Origin of the sequence: Zunongwangia pacifica, from assembly GCF_023499215.1 — a bacterium.
Classification (GTDB): Bacteria; Bacteroidota; Bacteroidia; order Flavobacteriales; family Flavobacteriaceae; genus Zunongwangia; species Zunongwangia pacifica.
The window spans coordinates 1-18,061 of the sequence record NZ_JAKHSK010000028.1 but is presented as its reverse complement, the minus strand read 5'-3'; the positions used below and the strand labels follow the sequence as shown (position 1 = coordinate 18,061).

General features: G+C 42.1%; 18 protein-coding genes, 1 tRNA gene and 1 pseudogene. 4 read left to right on the top strand and 16 right to left on the bottom strand.

Annotation, left to right across the window (positions count from 1 at the left end; translation table 11 throughout):
- Positions 1–23: 23 nt before the first annotated feature.
- A complete protein-coding gene (gene bglX / locus L1967_RS16435) occupies positions 24–2,318 on the top strand; it encodes a beta-glucosidase BglX (protein ID WP_249602593.1) in 2,295 nt (764 codons plus the stop codon).
- Positions 2,319–2,661: 343 nt separating this feature from the next.
- On the opposite strand, the gene L1967_RS16430 is transcribed toward bglX, so the two are convergent.
- The gene (locus L1967_RS16430; RefSeq protein ID WP_249602592.1) at positions 2,662–3,570 is read right to left on the bottom strand and encodes an alpha/beta hydrolase; all 909 of its coding nucleotides are present in this window, start codon (positions 3,568–3,570) and stop codon (positions 2,662–2,664) included.
- 104 nt (positions 3,571–3,674) lie between these two features.
- Here L1967_RS16430 and L1967_RS16425 point away from each other — a divergent pair, with 104 nt between their 5' ends.
- From L1967_RS16425 to L1967_RS16415, 3 genes are all read left to right on the top strand, one after another.
- Entirely contained in the window at positions 3,675–4,124 is a 450-nt protein-coding gene (locus L1967_RS16425) for a GatB/YqeY domain-containing protein (protein WP_249602591.1), read from the top strand.
- A gap of 37 nt (positions 4,125–4,161) precedes the next feature.
- A complete protein-coding gene (locus L1967_RS16420) occupies positions 4,162–4,476 on the top strand; it encodes a GIY-YIG nuclease family protein (RefSeq protein ID WP_249602590.1) in 315 nt (104 codons plus the stop codon).
- Between the two features lie 4 nt (positions 4,477–4,480).
- Positions 4,481–4,554, top strand: a tRNA-Arg gene (locus L1967_RS16415).
- On the opposite strand, the gene L1967_RS16410 is transcribed toward L1967_RS16415, so the two are convergent.
- From L1967_RS16410 to L1967_RS16340, 15 genes and pseudogenes are all read right to left on the bottom strand, one after another.
- Positions 4,508–6,067: a recombinase family protein gene (locus tag L1967_RS16410; protein ID WP_249602624.1), complete on the bottom strand. Its 1,560-nt coding sequence runs from the start codon at positions 6,065–6,067 to the stop codon at positions 4,508–4,510. The genes L1967_RS16415 and L1967_RS16410 overlap by 47 nt on opposite strands.
- A 62-nt stretch (positions 6,068–6,129) precedes the next feature.
- The gene (locus L1967_RS16405; RefSeq protein ID WP_013072897.1) at positions 6,130–6,288 is read right to left on the bottom strand and encodes a hypothetical protein; all 159 of its coding nucleotides are present in this window, start codon (positions 6,286–6,288) and stop codon (positions 6,130–6,132) included.
- A 65-nt stretch (positions 6,289–6,353) separates the two neighbouring features.
- Positions 6,354–6,647, bottom strand: a complete 294-nt coding sequence (locus L1967_RS16400; RefSeq protein WP_249602589.1) for a hypothetical protein — start codon at positions 6,645–6,647, stop codon at positions 6,354–6,356.
- A gap of 5 nt (positions 6,648–6,652) precedes the next feature.
- Complete coding sequence (locus L1967_RS16395; RefSeq protein ID WP_249602588.1) at positions 6,653–7,453, bottom strand: hypothetical protein; 801 nt, start codon at positions 7,451–7,453, stop codon at positions 6,653–6,655.
- Between the two features lie 18 nt (positions 7,454–7,471).
- Positions 7,472–8,347 carry a conjugative transposon protein TraN gene (gene traN / locus L1967_RS16390; protein ID WP_249602587.1) on the bottom strand — a complete coding sequence of 292 codons (876 nt, stop codon included), beginning with the start codon at positions 8,345–8,347 and terminating at the stop codon, positions 7,472–7,474.
- Between the two features lie 23 nt (positions 8,348–8,370).
- Positions 8,371–9,675: a conjugative transposon protein TraM gene (gene traM, locus L1967_RS16385; RefSeq protein WP_249602586.1), complete on the bottom strand. Its 1,305-nt coding sequence runs from the start codon at positions 9,673–9,675 to the stop codon at positions 8,371–8,373.
- A 2-nt stretch (positions 9,676–9,677) separates the two neighbouring features.
- On the bottom strand, positions 9,678–10,157 hold the full coding sequence (locus L1967_RS16380; RefSeq protein WP_249602585.1) for a hypothetical protein: 480 nt from the start codon (positions 10,155–10,157) through the stop codon (positions 9,678–9,680).
- 70 nt (positions 10,158–10,227) lie between these two features.
- The gene (traK, locus tag L1967_RS16375) at positions 10,228–10,851 is read right to left on the bottom strand and encodes a conjugative transposon protein TraK (RefSeq protein ID WP_249602584.1); all 624 of its coding nucleotides are present in this window, start codon (positions 10,849–10,851) and stop codon (positions 10,228–10,230) included.
- Between the two features lie 19 nt (positions 10,852–10,870).
- Positions 10,871–12,085 carry a conjugative transposon protein TraJ gene (traJ, locus tag L1967_RS16370; RefSeq protein WP_249602583.1) on the bottom strand — a complete coding sequence of 405 codons (1,215 nt, stop codon included), beginning with the start codon at positions 12,083–12,085 and terminating at the stop codon, positions 10,871–10,873.
- Between the two features lie 11 nt (positions 12,086–12,096).
- Entirely contained in the window at positions 12,097–12,735 is a 639-nt protein-coding gene (locus L1967_RS16365; RefSeq protein ID WP_249602582.1) for a tellurite resistance TerB family protein, read from the bottom strand.
- Positions 12,732–13,388 (bottom strand): hypothetical protein, encoded by a 657-nt coding sequence (locus L1967_RS16360; protein WP_249602581.1) that lies wholly within the window; start codon positions 13,386–13,388, stop codon positions 12,732–12,734. Before L1967_RS16360 ends, L1967_RS16365 begins: the two co-directional genes overlap by 4 nt.
- 77 nt (positions 13,389–13,465) lie before the next feature.
- Positions 13,466–14,152, bottom strand: a complete 687-nt coding sequence (locus tag L1967_RS16355) for a conjugal transfer protein TraI (RefSeq protein WP_249602580.1) — start codon at positions 14,150–14,152, stop codon at positions 13,466–13,468.
- A gap of 5 nt (positions 14,153–14,157) precedes the next feature.
- Positions 14,158–16,626 carry a TraG family conjugative transposon ATPase gene (locus tag L1967_RS16350; RefSeq protein WP_249602579.1) on the bottom strand — a complete coding sequence of 823 codons (2,469 nt, stop codon included), beginning with the start codon at positions 16,624–16,626 and terminating at the stop codon, positions 14,158–14,160.
- Positions 16,627–16,661: 35 nt separating this feature from the next.
- Positions 16,662–16,976 (bottom strand): DUF4133 domain-containing protein, encoded by a 315-nt coding sequence (locus tag L1967_RS16345; protein ID WP_013072861.1) that lies wholly within the window; start codon positions 16,974–16,976, stop codon positions 16,662–16,664.
- 18 nt (positions 16,977–16,994) lie between these two features.
- Positions 16,995–18,061: pseudogene (locus L1967_RS16340) on the bottom strand (DNA methylase); the annotation flags it as partial.

The following is an 18,061-nucleotide window of genomic DNA, read 5'->3' as shown; positions in this document are numbered from 1 at the left end:
AGTACAACCCTAAATTGAATTACATGATAAAGAAAAGTTTAATCACATTTTCGCTAATAACAGGATGCTTTTTTACCCCGACAAAAAGCTTACAGGCGCAAACAAGTGAATCTGAAATGGACGCTAAAGTCGAAGAGATTTTAGCCAAAATGACTATCGAAGAAAAAATTGGCCAGCTTAACCTGCTTAATCCAGGTGGAGGTGTAGCTACCGGTGCGGTGGTGAGTGATAATGTGCAGCAGAAAATTAAAGATGGCGAAGTAGGCGGGCTTTTTGGTGTTGCCGGTCCCGAAAAAATTAAAATAGCGCAGGATTATGCCGTTAATGATACACGGTTAGGAATTCCGTTACTTATCGGGTCAGACGTTATTCACGGGTATAAAACTACTTTCCCGATTCCACTGGGAACCGCAGCGAGCTGGGATATGGAAATGATTAAAAGATCTGCTGAAATTGCGGCCCAGGAAGCTACTGCAGACGGTATAAACTGGAACTTTTCACCCATGGTAGATATCGCTCGCGATCCAAGATGGGGAAGAATTGCTGAAGGTGCCGGTGAAGATCCTTATTTAGGTTCACAAATCGCAAAGGCTATGGTACAAGGTTACCAGGGTGATGATCTTACCAAAGAAAATACCATGATCGCTACCGTAAAGCATTTTGCACTGTACGGAGCTTCAGAAGCTGGTCGTGACTATAACACTACAGATATGAGTAGGGTGAAAATGTTTAATGAATATCTACCACCTTACAAAGCGGCTATCGATGCCGGAGCTGGAAGTGTGATGAGTTCTTTTAACGACATAGATGGTGTGCCGGCAACAGGAAATAAATGGTTATTAACCGATTTACTTCGTGATCGCTGGGGATTTAAAGGTTTTGTAACTTCAGATTATACCTCTTTAAACGAAATGATCGCTCACGGTATGGGAGATCTTCAGGCTGTTTCAGCTTTGGCTTTAAAAGCCGGTTTAGATATGGATATGGTTGGTGAAGGTTTCTTAAAAACACTGAAAAAATCTTTAGACGAAGGCAAAGTAACCGAAGAAGAAATTACGACTGCTGCACGCCGAATCCTGGAGGCGAAGTATAAGCTTGGTCTTTTTGAAGATCCTTATAAATATTTAGATGAAAACCGACCTGAAAAAGATATCCTTTCCGAAGAAAATAGGGCTTTTTCAAGAAAAGTGGCTGCGCATTCTTTTGTACTGCTAAAAAAAGATGCCGGAGTTTTTCCTCTTAAGAAAAACGCTAAAATTGCCCTTATCGGTCCTTTGGCGAATAACAAAAATAATATGTTAGGAACCTGGGCGCCAACAGGTGATCCACAACTTTCTGTTCCGGTTTTAGAAGGGATTAAAAATGTAGCACCAAAAGCAAAAGTTAGCTATGCACAGGGAGCAAATATTACAGATGACGCACAATTAGCTGAAAATATTAATGTTTTTGGTCCACGAGCTGAAATTAGTAAAACTTCTCCTGAAAAAATGTTGGAAGAAGCCTTGAAAGTTGCTAAAAAATCTGATGTAATCGTTGCCGTTGTAGGAGAAGCGACAGAGATGAGTGGTGAAGCCGCCAGTAGAACAAATTTATTGATTCCTGAAAGTCAGAAAAAACTGATCCGCGAATTAGCTAAAACCGGTAAGCCAATGGCATTGGTTTTAATGAGTGGTCGTCCTTTAAATATTTCAGAAGAATCTGATATGAATATCGATATTCTTCAGGTTTGGCATCCTGGTGTAGAAGCTGGAAATGCTATTGCCGATGTTATTTTTGGAGATTATAACCCTTCAGGAAAAATCACTGCATCATGGCCAAGAAATGTCGGGCAGGTGCCGGTTTACTATTCAATGAAAAGAACCGGTAGACCAGGGGAAACAGAAGGTTTTGAGAAGTTTAAATCAGAATACCTGGATTTACCAAATTCACCTCTATATCCTTTTGGTTACGGGTTAAGTTATACGAATTTTGAATATAGCGATGTAAAAGCCAGTGCAGATGAATTAAAAATGGACGGGAATATCACTTTAAGCGCAACAATTACCAATACGGGTGATTATGATGGGGAAGAAGTGGTTCAATTGTATATTCATGATAAAGTGAGAAGTATTACCCCACCTATGAAGCAATTGATAGGCTTTGAAAAATTTATGCTGAAAAAAGGCGAATCTAAAACCGTAACTTTTGAAATTAGTGCGGAAGATTTGAAATTTTATAACAGCAGTTTAGACTATGTAGCGGAGCCAGGGGAATTTGAATTCTTTATTGCAGGAAGCTCGGATGCTGAATTTGAAAATACATTTACCCTTGTTGAATAAACTGAGTGTAAATGAAAATATAATCGATTCTAACCTTTTATGGGCACTGCTAAAGTTATAATAAGTTAAGGATAGTGTCTAAACCATAAAAAGGTTTTCCGGTTTATACTAACCGCTTGGGATTTCCCGAGATCTTTGATTATAATTTCCAAAAAGAAAACCGATGATTTTGTCATCGGTTTTTTTGTTTTAAAGTATTTCTATTTCATAACACACCGGAGGCTGAGCGAAATCATTGCAAAAGATGTTGTATCGAAGCTTCTATTTTGGTTGAATTTTGATACAGACTTTCTTTGAAAATTCACTCAATGAACCAAAATGTATACATTAATCGAATTTAGGTTTAAAAAGTATTCTCAATTTGTTGATTTTCGCCATTTAAAAAGACCTCATCAAAATATTGAAAAACCATCTTTAAATATTTAAAAGGAATTCCTGAGATTTCGTGACCTGCTTCAGGAAAAGTATTTAGCATATAAGAGGTGTTAAGTTCTTTCAGTTTACTGGCTAAACTTCTGGAACCATCTAAAATTAGATATCCGGGTTCATTTTTTTCGCAGAAATGATGGGGTGCAGTAGCATAAGGTACCAGATTGTCCGCAGTGCCGTGAAAGAATATGGTAGGCACCGTATTATCTTTATTGATATAGCGTTTATCGACAATTGCTCCTGCCAGGGATAAGATTCCCTGAAATTTAATATGCTCATATTTAGCGGCATCCTTAAATAACAGATCTTGATTAAAAGCGGCACTTAAAACTGCTTCAGCACCGGCGCTGCTTCCGCCGATTATGATTTTTTCAGGATCAATATTAAACTGATCTTTCTTGTTGATCATAAAATTTACCGCATCCAGAAAATCTTCAGCAGCAAGTTTAAAGGTTTCTATCTTTCCTTCAGCATCAAAATCACAACCAAAAGACTGATCTTTTCGGGTTAGGCGGTAAGAAATTTGTACTGCGACATAACCATAACTGGCAGCGATTTTAGCCAATTTTACCTCGTCTTCATTACGTGGCGTACCATAACCAAAGCCCCCACCATGCATAAAAATAAAAACAGGTCGATCTTTAAATGAATTTTCAGGCTCATAAATATCCAAATAAAGGCTTTGTCCGTCTTTTTCGGCATAATTTAGAGTTTCTCGTGTTTTTACCTTGTAGAGACTGTCTGTAAAATGTTGTTGTGCAGAAACTTGCAGGCTTAAAAACACTATTGCGCTAAAAAGGATTCTTTTTATATTTATATGCATAATTGAGGGATAATTTTTTTGAGTTTGAAATTAGCCATTTTTGAAAGAATTTTAAGTGGTTTTTTTGATTTTAAAATTTTATATTCGCACTCAAATTTATTACGATGAGCTTAGAAAAAGACGTAATGACTCAGATGAAAGCTGCGATGAAAGCAAAAGATTCGGTAGCTTTAGAGGCTTTAAGAGCGGTAAAAGGAGCTATACTTTTAGCTAAAACAGATAACGGTCAGCAAGAATTAACTGAAGAAGAGGAAGTTAAACTTGTACAGAAGTTAGTGAAGCAGCGTAAGGATAGTGCTCAACTTTATAGAGAGCAAAATCGTGAAGATTTAGCAGAACCGGAAGAAAAACAAGTAGAAGTAATATCTCAGTTTTTACCGGAACAGTTAAGCGAAGCAGAAATTGAGGCAAAGGTTGAAGAAATTATTGCTAAAACCGGTGCTAACGGAATGAAAGATATGGGTAAGGTAATGGGAGTTGCTTCTCAAGAACTTGCCGGTAAAGCCGATGGTAAGACCATTTCTGTAATTGTAAAAAAGAAATTATCTAATTAAGATATATAAATTTCCATTTTATGGGAATTATGGCCCCGTGGCGCAACTGAATAGCGCATCAGACCTGCCTGCCGGCAGGCAGGTTTCGGCAAAGAATAATAGGGTTGTAAATAAAATGTATTATGTTTACGTTCTGCGGAGTTTAAAAGATGGACGTCTTTACAAAGGGATGACGCAGGATGTTGAAAAGAGATTAAAGCAACATAATCAGGGTGAAAATAGATCGACCAAGGGTTTTATTCCCTGGGAGTTAGTTTTTACCGAAAAGTTTAAATCTAGAGCTGAAGCCAGAAAATATGAGAAATATTTAAAGTCTGGTTCAGGTAGAGAATTTTTAAAAGAAATATTGTAAAATTGGCCCCGTAGTTCAACTGAATAGAATATCAGATTTCGGCTCTGAGGGTTGCAGGTTTGAATCCTGCCGGGGTCACTTGATGGGACAAATTCAAAAATGATGAGTTTGTCCCATTTTTATTTCCATTTAAATCTTTGTTTATCAGTGTGATATACTTGATTGCTTCATTCACCCGGGTGGTTCGATATTCAAATCCGTCAAAAGTCAGATTTTCAGGAAAGATCGAACCAATGATCTTTCTTTTTTGTGTAATCGTCCCGGTTTCATACAAATAGCCCAATTGTGAAAGATTGCTGATTGCCTTATCCCACAGGGGTTCCACGTTTTGCGTGTCTGTAATCGAACTTGTGAGTTTGGCTTCCAGCCTGTTTATTTTTTTATCGGCATCCGCTTTCATCATTCGGTAATCGTCCGCTTCAATATCATCGCATAAAAGCAGTTCCCTGGCTTTACTTAGTTTATTGTTTTCATCCTGTAAACGAATTTTTAACTGCTGTATATTTCCGATCCTGTCTCTGGTTTTTGATTTATATACGGAAGTAATGACTTCTTTAAATAGGTTGAGCCTAGGGATGGAATACACATATTTCCCGATTTCAGAAACCATCTTATCGTTCATATACTCCGCTTTTTGTCTGAATTTACAGCCACCGGAACAATGGTAATAATAATAATATTTGGAACGCCCTTTGGATTTACTACTAGTTAACATACGCCCGCAGTCTGGACAAACGACAAAACCGCGTAAGGGATAGCGGTCATCTACTTTTATTTTGGTACGCATTATTTTCTTACGACCGTCGAGCACATCCTGAACATCATAGAACAAAGCTTCAGATATTAAGGGGTCGTGTTGCCCCATCACCAGTTGACTTTCTTCATCTTTGTATTTAGGAATAAATATTTTACCGCAATACATAGGATTACGGATAGCTGTCCAGAAATTATTTTTACTGCATTTAAGCCCTTTTTCTCTAGCTGTTTTCCATATTTGTTCGGTGCTAAAAGTGTTTTTTGCCAATTCTTTGAATACCCATTTCATTATGTCACTCTGGACTTTCCTTGGCGCAATATATTTTCTACCACTCTCATCAATTTTGTTTTTATAACCGATTGGAGCAAGGCCCATCCAGCGTCCTTCTTTTTTAGCCCTTCGCATCCCATGAAAGGTATTTAGAGCTCTTCTGTCATTTTCCACTTCAGGAGCAGCCAGATAAAAGGCGAGCATCATTTTATTTTCAGGAATGGATAAATCGAGTGGTTGTTCTACTGCCTGCGGTTCTACTCCCAATCGTCTCAATGTACCGATCATCTGATAAGCATCCCCTGCATTCCGGCTGAACCTGTCCCATTTGGTAAACAATATGAAATCAGACTGTCCTCTGGATTTACGTAGGATACCTAGCAGTTTTGTCCAGGAAGGACGTTTAAAGGTTTTTGCCGAATGATCCTCATAAATCACTTTCCGTACCTGAATATGATTGATTTCACAATACTTGCGCAAACGCTCTTCCTGATCCCGTTGTGAGTATCCCTTGTCGGCCTGTTCATCCGTGCTTACCCGTATGTATAAATCTGCAATTTTCATCGTTCCAAAATATTAAGGTTGTTTAATCTAACAGCCTGATTCCGTTTATAAATATACGAAATTCAGGCAGGTTTTGCCAGATACTGATCTACAACAATATCCGCGATCTCATACATAAAGTCCAGGATGACTTTCACCTGTTCCGCTGTTACTTCTATACCGTCTTCTTTCAATAGTGCTATTGCTTTTTCCGGCGGAATTCTCTTTACTTCATTTTCCATCTTTTCATCTCCGCTTTAAAACAGCAAAAGCCCCGAAGGGCTTTGTACCGAAAAATTAATTCATGCTACCCATCGCTTTCGGGAAAGTAAATTTTACTCCCCCTGTTTTTATTAAATGAGGGTTCATACCGTATATACCCGTAGGCATTAAGATCCTTTACACATTTATGATACGTCATGGCAGATGATATTTTTGCAATCTTCATAATGTCATAACTAAATGCCACTATCGGATTGCTATTGCCCATCTGCGCCCGGTACTTCAACAGGGCAGCATAAATCCCTATATGTGTAATGCTGATACGGCCATCCTGCTCAATAGCCGTAAAAAAGTTAGATAAAGGCTTTAACTCTTCCATATCATTTAAGTTATGGTGGGTCTCTTTCTTTTCTTCTTAGCCTTCGGTATGTCCGGAGCCTCGTCGGCAATCGGCTGCTCCTGGCCTTTATGCTCCTGTTTAGCAGAGCGGCTTTGTGCTTCCGATTGTTTTTCCCTCTTGGACTGGCGGTTATCAACCCGTTGCATATTACTGTCATAGATATTGATGGTCTTAAACCGTGGATTGGCTTCGATGTACTGTTTCTGCTCCGAACCTTCCATTTGAAAAGTCGCCGATTGCAGGTTTCCTTTTTTCAGGGAATCCATCAGATTGGATTTATAGGTTTCATTCTCCAGTTCTTTAATGGGATGTTTAGAAAGTGTTGCTTCCAGATCGTACCCATAGTTTTGATGGTACTGCTGTATTTTGAAATTTCCATTGTCATCACTTTGTTTAAAATCCATCTGTAACCATGCATTGTACAGTTGCCCCTCCTTGTTGGTCAAATCCTTATTGACCGATCGGCCTTCCATCAGGTTGTAGGCTTCTTTCAGGGTAATGTTATTGCCTTTGTTGATATAGAAGGTCTGTTTCATCGTTTCATCGGGATTATTTTCCTTTTGTACACTCATCTGATAGGAGTTAAAGAAATACATATCCGTTTGCTTGGATTTGCTAAAATTCATTCGGGCTTCCACCTTATCAGTACCGAATTGCGTTTCATGTACCAGCTTAAAGGCTGGCTTTTCTATTTCCATCATTCGTTTTAAGGGGGCTTCAAAACCTTCCCCGAAACCGGTATATTTAATCTGGTCTTTCAGGTATTCTAAATTCTTCTGATTCATGATATTTTGATTTAAAAGTTATTGATAGGTGTATTTCCTGTTGATTAGCAATGTGGGAAGTACTGCCGCTTTAATGATCGTCCTGTTTTTTACACTGAGCTCAATATGCCTTCCGCCGTTTGCTTCAAACAATTGTATGGCGAGGTATTTCTTATCGGGAATGGTAAACTTAGGAACAGCAATTACCAAAGTCTGTGTAGACTGACCGTCAATTTTTGTCACCTCATTTTGGAGGTGTACCGGGGCAATTTCTATTTCCTGAGAAGCCGTACGTTTAGCCTTTTTCTGGTCACAGATAAAAAAGCGTAATTGGTCAATATCATAGCTGATATTGGATGTGTTGGTAATCGTTAACCGCAGGTACATTAAATTGTCCCGAATGAATATCCCGTTTAATCCGAAGCGGATACCATAATTACGGTGCTTTACCTTACGCCCCTTATATTTGGAATACAAGGCATGTGTAGCATAAGTAGTGACTTCAGCCTCATTAACCGATCCGGGTGAAAGGAAAATACTGTTTTTGTTATTCCTTTCCTTCATGGAAACATTCAACACGGACGGCTTTGGGGTATAGTTAATCACAAAGGAATTCAATTTCCCATCTGCGGTAATTACCGTCAGATTGGTCTCCGGGAAACTATCCCTTGCCGCTTTGAGTTGTAGTATATTGGCAGCTCCTTTGGCTTTTTGCGCCAATACATCTTTACTGCCTCTGTCCACACCTACAATAGCACTTGGAAATATAATATTGGTTGTTTTAAAATAGGTAATTTCCAAAGGATAGGGAGCGATGGATTTGGGCTCAAGCTTAGTCCTGCTTTGAGCATTTACATTCAATCCGAAAAGGAACAGGAAAAATCCCATTACCATACGTGCATTTATTTTTTTCATCTTTATGGAATTTTAAATGGTTATTACTTATTGATCTGTTTTTGTTTTTCATCACGGAGCAATACCTGATAGCCTGCTTTCAGGGTTACTTTTATCAGTTTTACTTTTTTGCTAAAGAGTGATTTAGCCGTTTCTATACCGGCACCTGCGGCCTGTGCCTGCCAGGAAGGATCTAGGGAAGTCAATCCAATATTTTGCATGGAGCGGTCAGCCGATTGTTTTGCGACATCCCGGGTAATGGCACCGGGAATATAAATTCCGTCCAGTCCATCCATATCATACACGGAGAGCTCTACCGGGAAGAGGGAATTACCATTTCTAATGCTGTTGATTTTGATATGCAGCCTTTCTCCGCTAAGGGAAGCGATACCAAACACAAAGTTGTCTTTGGGAATATGCAGCCCATTAATGAATACATCATTGACCAGGCGAAGCTTTACGGTAGATCCGTTCACTACGGTCTGTGATTCGTGAATAACCGCCTGTATGGCATTTTCCGGTTGTTCAGCAATTTGGTCATCGTCCAGGGAATAAAATCCATTTGCCGTAGGAGTAACGAAGTGTCCGGTATGCATCAGGGAAATACTATCATCTTTCTGTGCAGTGGATACTTCGTACAGTTGTTCCCTGCGAGCCTCCGATAGTTGTTTTAGTTTCTCCTGAACCCGCTCGGGATGCTGTACATCCAGAATCTTTTCCAGCATGCTATTAAGCTGTTCCAGTTCCTGGTCAGGTGCTTCCGGCTGGGTCATGGTATGCATCATTTCTTCCAGCCTGTCCACATCACTGGAACTTACGGAGGTATTTCCATAATTGGTTTTTGTTTCCTGTTTAGGGGAATCTTCAGAAAGTTGGGTTCGTTCCACCGGTTTGTTCAATTCCCTGTTTAAGGCTTCCAGCTTTTTATAAATTTTATCCGTATTCGGATCGTTGCCCTGACCACTTCCGTAGAGGGAAGTTTTCAGTCCACCGGAAGATACCTGACCCGGTTTTACTTCCTGCTGGGTGGTTAACACATTATCCGTATCGGAAATCACACTGTTCTTATAATTCGGGTCATTTTTACGGAGTTCCCTGAATTTTGCCGAATCCTGTTCTGCCCGGTTGTAATAGCTCATCTTATCCATTTGCTTATCATCGGTCAGTTTTGCTTCCGGCAGATGAAGGTTAAACCCGTTCTGTGGAGTTTCCTGTGCCTGTAGTTCCTGCACCTGTCCGCCTCCCAATACCCAAAAGATTAGGGTTGTGAAAGGAAGTACGAGCAGAGGCAATACCAATAGGAACTTGCGCTGTCTTTTCATTTTTGGTGTTATTACCTGTTTTTCCATGGTCAATGATTTTTAAAGTTTTGATATTTTTTTTCGATATAGCGAACCGAATCCATCAATCCCGGACGGGTTGCTATAATACTGTCATATAGTTTTCTGCCCGTTGGGCTTCGGGCAAGGCTATCCATATACCACCGGAAATTTTGGATGCGCCTGTAATCCTGTTTGGATACCGGAGGGAGCGGTGATGCTATTGTTCCGGATTCCGTAAGATGCTGGGGACGTTTGATCGGGGTTACCGTAAAGGCATTGCCCTTACTTTTTCCCGTGATGGCGTGTACCCCAAGATAGATACAGTATCCGCTTGTGAGGTTTACAAAAACAACCAGCGCTATGGTTACTGCCCGCTTTGAAATACGCTTTGTCTTGTTCGATATCCATTGTGCCCATGCCTTTTGCAGCCATTTGTATAAGGCAAGTAATCCCAGGATTAAGAGTCCGTTTTTAGGAGCCTCTTCTTTCTGTTTTACGTTTCTTTTCATCTGTACAAAATTTTATAAGCCACTCAATTGACTTTGTTTGTATCAATTTTGAATAAATGTCCATTATGGACTAATACCGCCTGGCGGTCGTTTTCAGATCCTTATTGGCGATGGTTGCCCAGCGTTCTATCAGAAAACCATGCGGGTTGTTATCACTTCGGGATACATTACGCAACGCCCCTTCGGTAATCAGGCTTCGGGTAGTGATACTGGTGGGACGGATTATGCGCTGGGTAGCGTAGCACCGGAATTTATAGGGGTATTCATTGATGTCCACCGCCACGCTATCCACATGGATGGTTTGGTTAACATTTCCGGAAATAAGCCCGGCATAATACCCGTTCTCCTTCAGGTCATCATAGATCCGTTTGGCACTGCCATCCGCCAAGTATAAAGCTTTGGTGATATTTGTTGCTATCACTTTATCATCCGGGTCAAGGGTAAAGAACAATTGGTGGAAGGTTTTCACATGATCCCGTGCTTCCACCGGGATATTGTCCTTACGCCCGGCGGAATAGGCTTCCAGTGCCTTGCCATTGGCGAGAATGTAAATCCTATCCTGCATCTGGGATACCAGACTGAAACTCTTATAAAGTGCAAAACAGGATAGTAGTATCGAGCCTGCAATAATGAGCATGGTAAATCCCCGGATATGCCGAAAAGCGGTATCGATATTTTTCACTTTTTTAAACATGATTCCTTCTTTTTTGCGGTTAAGAATTGCCTTTGAGTTTATCATTCATATAGCCGGAGCCACCGCCATCCGAATTACCATCCTTGAAATAAGGATTGGTTGTGCCATTGCTGGCCATGCTCTGGGAAATACGGCTGGCAGCATTGCCCATTGCATCCGCCGCCATAGTGGCTCCGCCTGTGGCTGCGCCCATAACCGCTCCGGAGGAACTGCTAAAAATACTGGTGACTTTCTGTCCCAAAGCACCGCCACCTCCCGCATGGACAATGTAATTGGCTACCGAAGGCACGGTAAAGTATCCCACAATGCCAATGATCATAAATACCAGATAGGCCATATCCGTCCGGCTGAAAAAAGTATCCCCGTAATCCTGTACCTGGGCAATGTCCATTTCCAGCATTTTCTCCTGGATTTTTCCGATAATGCTCCCGAAAATATTGGCTACCGGAAGCCAGAGAAAAATATTGATATAGCGGGCAATCCAAACGGTCAGGGTATGCTGGAACCCGTCAAAGACGGCAATCCCAAATACCAGCGGCCCCAGGATGGCAAGCACTACTAACTGAAAGGTGCGTAGCGTATCGATACATAAGGCGGCGGCTTCAAAGAGTACCCGAAGTACTTCACTCATCCATTCCTTGACCGAATTGCGGAAATTATAGGAGGCTTTGGACATGGCAAACTTGATGTCGTTGCCAATCCCTTCAAAAAAGCCTTCATCGGAAGGGCTGGCATTATCATGGGTGTATTTATACCATCGGTCCCGGTCACCGTCACCGCTTTCACCTACATACATCTGCCACACATCCGTTTTTTTGATGGCTTCTTCTTTCTTTTCCAAAAGCACCGCAATTGCCCTGTCGGAGCCTTCCACCATCGAAGCGGTAGCGGTCACCGTCGGTTTCATGATCCCGTTGATTAGTCCCAGAACGGAAGGGAATACCAGCACACAAAACCCGATGACAAACGGACGGAAAAGCGGATAAAAGTCGATAGGTTCCGCTCTTGACAAATGTCCCCAGACCCTGGAGGCGATATACCACATGGCGGCAAATCCCGCCAGTGCCTGTCCCACACCAATAAGCTGACTGCACAGTGGCATCATTTCATCATAAAGTTGTTCCAATACGCTATGCAAGCCGTTCATCTCACCGGCAATTCCCTGTGCACTGCCCATAAAAGGCAATAGGAGTCCTATAACCGCCAGCCATGCAGTTTTTCTATATGTTGCCATAATTTTGATTTTTAATTGTTTATCCCATATATATTGCGGATGGTGCGGGCATCATTTCTTTCTTTCGCCCTTTGCACCGCAAGAATGGTCGTATTATTATTAAACTGTCTGAGGAACATTAGTTTGTCCTGCATATCGGCATAGATCCGGTCAATAGCCTGTAAGCGCTCATCATCACTCATACGGGCTTTCCCTGCCGTAATGATGACCAGTAATTCATCGAGGTTACGCAGGCTTTCCTCAAAGAGGTTGTCATACACCCGTCCTAGATACGCCAGTTCCTGCGGATTGAAATTCCCGTCACTTTGAAACCGGTCATACGCATCCCGGTATTCCCTGACCAGTATTATCTGGTAGTTTACAATATCGCCCACACGTTTGTAATTGCGAACGGTGGGGCTTACTTCCATTAGTCCGTCCAAAAAAGCTTTGTGCAGGCTAAAGTTTCCTTCCGATATATCCTTGATGGTATTGTAACCCCCTTCCAATATCTGATAGCCTTTTTTCATGTCGCTCAATATCTGTTTGAACTGGGTCAGTTTTTCTACATTGAGCAAGAGCTGTTGTATCTCTGCGGATTGCGCTGATACCCTGAACGAGCAGAAGAGCCCGCCGATCACAAGTCCTATAAGTATTTTGGTCTTTTTCATGGGTTTTCGTTTTGAAGGTTCCTGAGTGTTTTGCCGTATTGTACTTCATGGTATTCCCTGATCCGAGCGGCTGCCATGACCTTGGCTTCATTGCCGAAACTTTGCGAGAAGGTGTAATTGTCCTGCATCCGCAAGTAGAGCTTGTCGATACGCCTCATGCGCTCATTATCTTCCATTTGCAACTCGGCATCCGTAGTTATTGCAATAAGTTCATCCAGTGCCTGTTCACAATCCTCCAAGAGCCGGGTAAAAACCCGCCCAATATAGCTGAGTTCCGCTTCGGTAAAAGCATCGCTATTGTGAAGTTGTCCGTAGGTTTGCCCGTAATCTTGAACGATGCGTATTTCAAGGGCAATGATGTCTGCTACCTTTGCATAGTTTCTGATTTCAGGGTTGACTGTACTCAAGGAGTTTATAAAATCACTGTGCAGATCAAATTCCCCTTTGGTAAAACCACCGATGGTCGTCAAACCTTCTTTGGCAATACGGTAGCCTTTTTGAGCATATCCGATATATACCTGTAAAGCGGCTATCTGCTGAAGCAGGTATTTCTTCTGTGTCTTTTTCTGGCGGAACCACTCTGAAAAGGTCTGTGCCTGAACGGTTCCTGCTGCCAGAAACAGCATGAATCCTATTAAAATTATCTTTCTCATTTTTATAAAATTTTAAAATCATAGATACCCTTTAGTTAGATCGCCAGTTATGGAAATGCCCATTATGGGCTGGGCTTTTAGGGAATTCCATATAATTTTTTCACGGTTTGCACTTCAATGGAAGTCTTTGCCCGGGAAAGGCTCAGCAATACATTCTGTTGATTAAAGCGCATTAGGTCATCATAATTGGCATCGACCTGATCGGCAGCATTGTTGATGATTTCCAGGCGTTTGGCATCGCTCATCGTGGTAGTAAAGGATTGGACAATCAGGGTAATCTGGTCGATGTTGTTCAGGCTTTCTTCCAGAATTCCGGAGTACACCTCTGACATATATTCAATCTCATCCGAGGTAAAGTGTTCATCCTGCTGAATAAGCTGCCAGGCATGTTGGTATTCATTGACCAGCCGAACCTGTTTTTGGGTAATATCCCGGATGCGCTGGTAATAAGAAATAATCGCCTTTACCTTAGCCAGCTCTTCGTAATACTCCCGATATTGCTCTTTTTGTTTTTCAGTCCACTCGGAAATCTCATCCAGTTTGAGTTTGGAAAGCGTGTTTTCCAAGGTCTTCTGGGCGTTCTGTAACCAGATGGTCTTGTTCTGTAGACGCTGGATTTTTAAATCCACGGCTTTGATTACTTTTTTGATGCCTGCCTTGATGATTTCCAGAATGGCTATCGGGGTGGCATTCACCTGTTGTACCGGTAGTACCGTAAAGGAGATACAAAGGGCAAGCAGTAACATTCTTGCATATTTTTTCATGGTTATCATTTTTTAGGTTTTAGATCTTCCGCCATTGCGGCAATGCCCTTGCGGATATCCCCGCCAAATTTTTCCGCATATTCCATCAGTTTTACCTTTTCGGTTTGCTCGGTGGTGTACGCCAGGTATTCTTCCACGCTCACTTCGGTGCGGTACACCTTGCTGAGCATTCCACCCAGACTGATAAATACCTCTTTGTATTTTCGGGTGGGATCATTGGCTTTATTGACCGATAATACGAGGGCTTTTTCTTTTTCGGTTAATCCTAAGAGTTCCTGTATCTGGTCGAATTTGTTTTGGTACTTGCTTTGATCGAGCAGTATTTTACAGTCACTATTATTAATAATCGCCTGCTTGACCACCGGGGAAGAAATAATATCCTCCACTTCCTGGGTCACCACGATAGCCTCCCCAAAGAATTTCCGTACCGTTTTAAAGAGGTATTTGATGTATTCCGCAAAACCTTCTTTCATCAGGGCTTTCCATGCTTCTTCAATTAAGATCATCTTACGGATGCCTTTCATTTTGCGCATCTTGTTGATGAAGACTTCCATGATAATGATAGTCACTACCGGGAAGAGGATGGGATGATCTTTAATATTGTCCAGTTCAAAAACGATAAAGCGCTCCTGTAAGAGGTTCAGGTTTTCCGTAGCATTGAGCAGGTAATCGAATTCCCCGCCCTGGTAATACGGGCGGAGTACATACAGGAAATTATCCATATCAAAATCCCGGTCTTTTACCCGATCCTGTTGAAGTACCGCTACATACTCATCCCGCAGGAATTCATAAAAGCTATTGAAACAAGGAAACACCGATGGATTCTGTTCAAGGTGCTGGTAGTATCCTGTAATGGCATTGGAAAGCGCTACATACTCGCTGCGTTTAAAGGCTTCATCATCCTTTTTCCAAAGGGCGAGCAGCAGTGTTTTGATACTTTCTTTCTTTTCCGTGTCCAGGTTGTCACCCTCCCCGATAAAGAAAGGGTTGAAACGGATGGGGTTTTCTTCGCTATAGGTAAAGTAGTAGCCGTTTACCATATCACACAAGCCTTTATAGCTATGTCCTACATCCACCAGTACGATATGCGTTCCCTGCTCGTAATAGCTGCGTACCATGTGATTGGTAAAAAAGGATTTTCCACTCCCGGAGGGGCCTAGTATAAACTTGTTGCGGTTGGTACAAATCCCCATGTTCATAGGTTCATCGCTAATGTCCACATGTACAGGTTTGCCCGTCATCCGATCTCCCAGACGAATCCCTACAGGACTTAAGGAAGTACGGTAACCCGTTTCCAGGTTCAGAAAACAGGTTGCCTGCTCGGCAAAGGTGTCAAAGGTATCGTTCATCGGAAAATCAGCGGCATTGCCGGGAATGCCTGCCCAGAATATCTGGGGAGCTCCGATGGTTTCCTGTTTGGCAACTGCATCCATTTGTGCCAGTGCGGAGGATACTTTGTTTTTCAGGTCTTTGAGTTCTTCCTTATCTTCCGTCCATACCAGTACATTAAAATGGGCTTTTGCCGGAAGGCGTTGCTGACTGATGGCTTCATTTAAAAAATCATTGGTCGCATCACGGGCAATCATATTTTCCCTACTGTAAGCAGACAGGGATTGTAACCGTAACCTTTTGGATTCTAGTTTGGTGATCGTTTTCTGGGCATCCTCGATAAAGAGGTACTGATTGTAAATGTGATTACAGGGCAGTAATTGTCCCAGCGTAGAGGCAAAGCCGATACTGAATTTGGTTTTGTCTGTACTGTACTTATCGTAATTGATACGACTGCCACAAAGTGCCGGAAGGTCGGCAGCATCCCCCAAGGTATAAAGTTGGCAATGCTTTGAACCTATCTGTAAGCCTTCCTGAAAATTGATGTCTCCCATAAGGTAGCTATCAGTACGCTCGGACAGGTAGCAGTACTTTTCAATGATACCCATTGTGCGTTTACCACTCCACAGTTCCTTTTCCCGTAACCGGGTCAGTTTTACAAAACCACTATCTTCCATGATACGCTGAAACTGACCGGTACTGTCCAGAAAATCCTGTAAGAGGGAGGGCTTCAAGGTTTCTTCCGGGACGATGCTTCTGCGCAGCAGGCTGGAATAGGCAGAAGTTGCCGTTTTGCGGTTATCCGGTTTTTTGGTCAGTAGGATATAACAGCTATGATCCAGAAAGGGGCGTTCATTAAAAAACCGCTCACTTGCCCGGCTTAAAAAACTGGTATCCGCTTTGGTAAAATCAGGCTGATGCCCGGTTTGTAAGAACCAGTCCTGTTTATGCAGTACACTGAATTTGGGCAATACCTTAATGGCTTTTACCCAGGCCTGATGAAAAGCTTCATATTCCTGATCGGAAAGGGTAAAAATCTCCGGCAGGTCTGCTTTAAACACGACGGTGACATCGCCTTGTTTGCTCAGGATGCAGTCGTGTTCCACATCCATAATCGGTAATAGGTCGTCCAACATTTTTTCCATTCTTATAGTATTTACCGGGTTATTATTTAATTTTATTATCGTTTTAAAAAAGCCCTGCGGCTTCTGGAATGGATTGCTTTGGGAACCTGCTTTCGTGCCAGGGTTTTCATGAGTCCGTGTTCCCCATATTGATGGCTCATGCGGTAGATCTTCATCACCAGCAAGGTGCCTGAGCCGAGAATAACACCGATACATACTAGTGTGGGCAGCCCTATGATATACATGATGGCAAATACGATGAGCAATCCCACCACACCGCCACCCAAATACCAGATATACTGGGCTTTTAATCCCTTAAATTCAATACTGCGGTTAATTCCTTTATTGACCTGATATACACTATTTGCCATACGTTTCTTTTTTTAATGTTACAATCGCATCCTGCTACGGGGACGCTCCGATGCCGAAGCAGCTACCACAGATTCTTTGACGGCATGCCCGTTTGTTTGATGTTCCCCGAGTTTGATAACCGGGGTTTGTTCTTGATCCGGTTCATTGGGTTGGTGTTGCTTTAACTGGTTTTCCTGAATTTTAATAGCAATCTGCCGTTCCAGGTTAGCGAGCTCTGTTTTCAGCTCCCGTAGTTCGTTCTCCTTGGTAAAAGGTTTGGTAGTGAGTTTTTCAATCTTGGGAAGTTCTGTTTTCAGATCGGAAAGGTTCCGCTTATACCGCTCTTTAAGATGCTCCACCCGATTAATGGCATTTAAAAAATGCCGTGCTGCCAACTTCGGATTATCCATATTGGGCAAACCGTTATTGTAGGTATATTTGATCCCCTCACTTTCCCTTTGTGCATAGAAGCTATTGGAATACCGGTATTCGAACAATCCGTTTTCTTCGTAGGCTTCCTGTTGCCTGCGGATGTATAACTGAAAACCGTACAGGTTGCCAATTTTTTCTTCGTGCTGCCCGGCTTGTGGCTTCCAGTTTTGATACAACTGGATAATGTGTTTGCCTATAGCTTCACTGTCCCGACTCGCTGTTCCGTCCAATTGAATGGGGTTGGCTTTGGTACCTTCTTTGGTCATCTGGAGACGGTCTTTATACACGGCTGCATCGGCGGAGATCTTTCCGAGTGTTTTTTCAGTAGAAGCATGATTGTTTTGCAGTTTTTCCAACTGGTATTTATGACGGGTGAGTTCCCTAAAGTGGGAATGTTTCAGGCTTTCCATCACCGCCACTTTCTTTTCCAGTTTGCTTTTTTCCAAAAGGGAGGTATCCCCGGAAAGGATGGCAATATATTCGGAGAAGTTCATACCGCTTTTTTCATCCACAGCCCCTTCATCAATGGTACGGACATTGAGTTCGCTGTTCTTCATTTGGGAAATGAAGGTCTGTTTGTTTTTAAGCAGGTTGAATTTGTAGTTGTCCAGTGATTGCTCCACGGCATAGACAAAATTCTGTACCTGATTGCCGTAATGTTCTTTGGCAATAC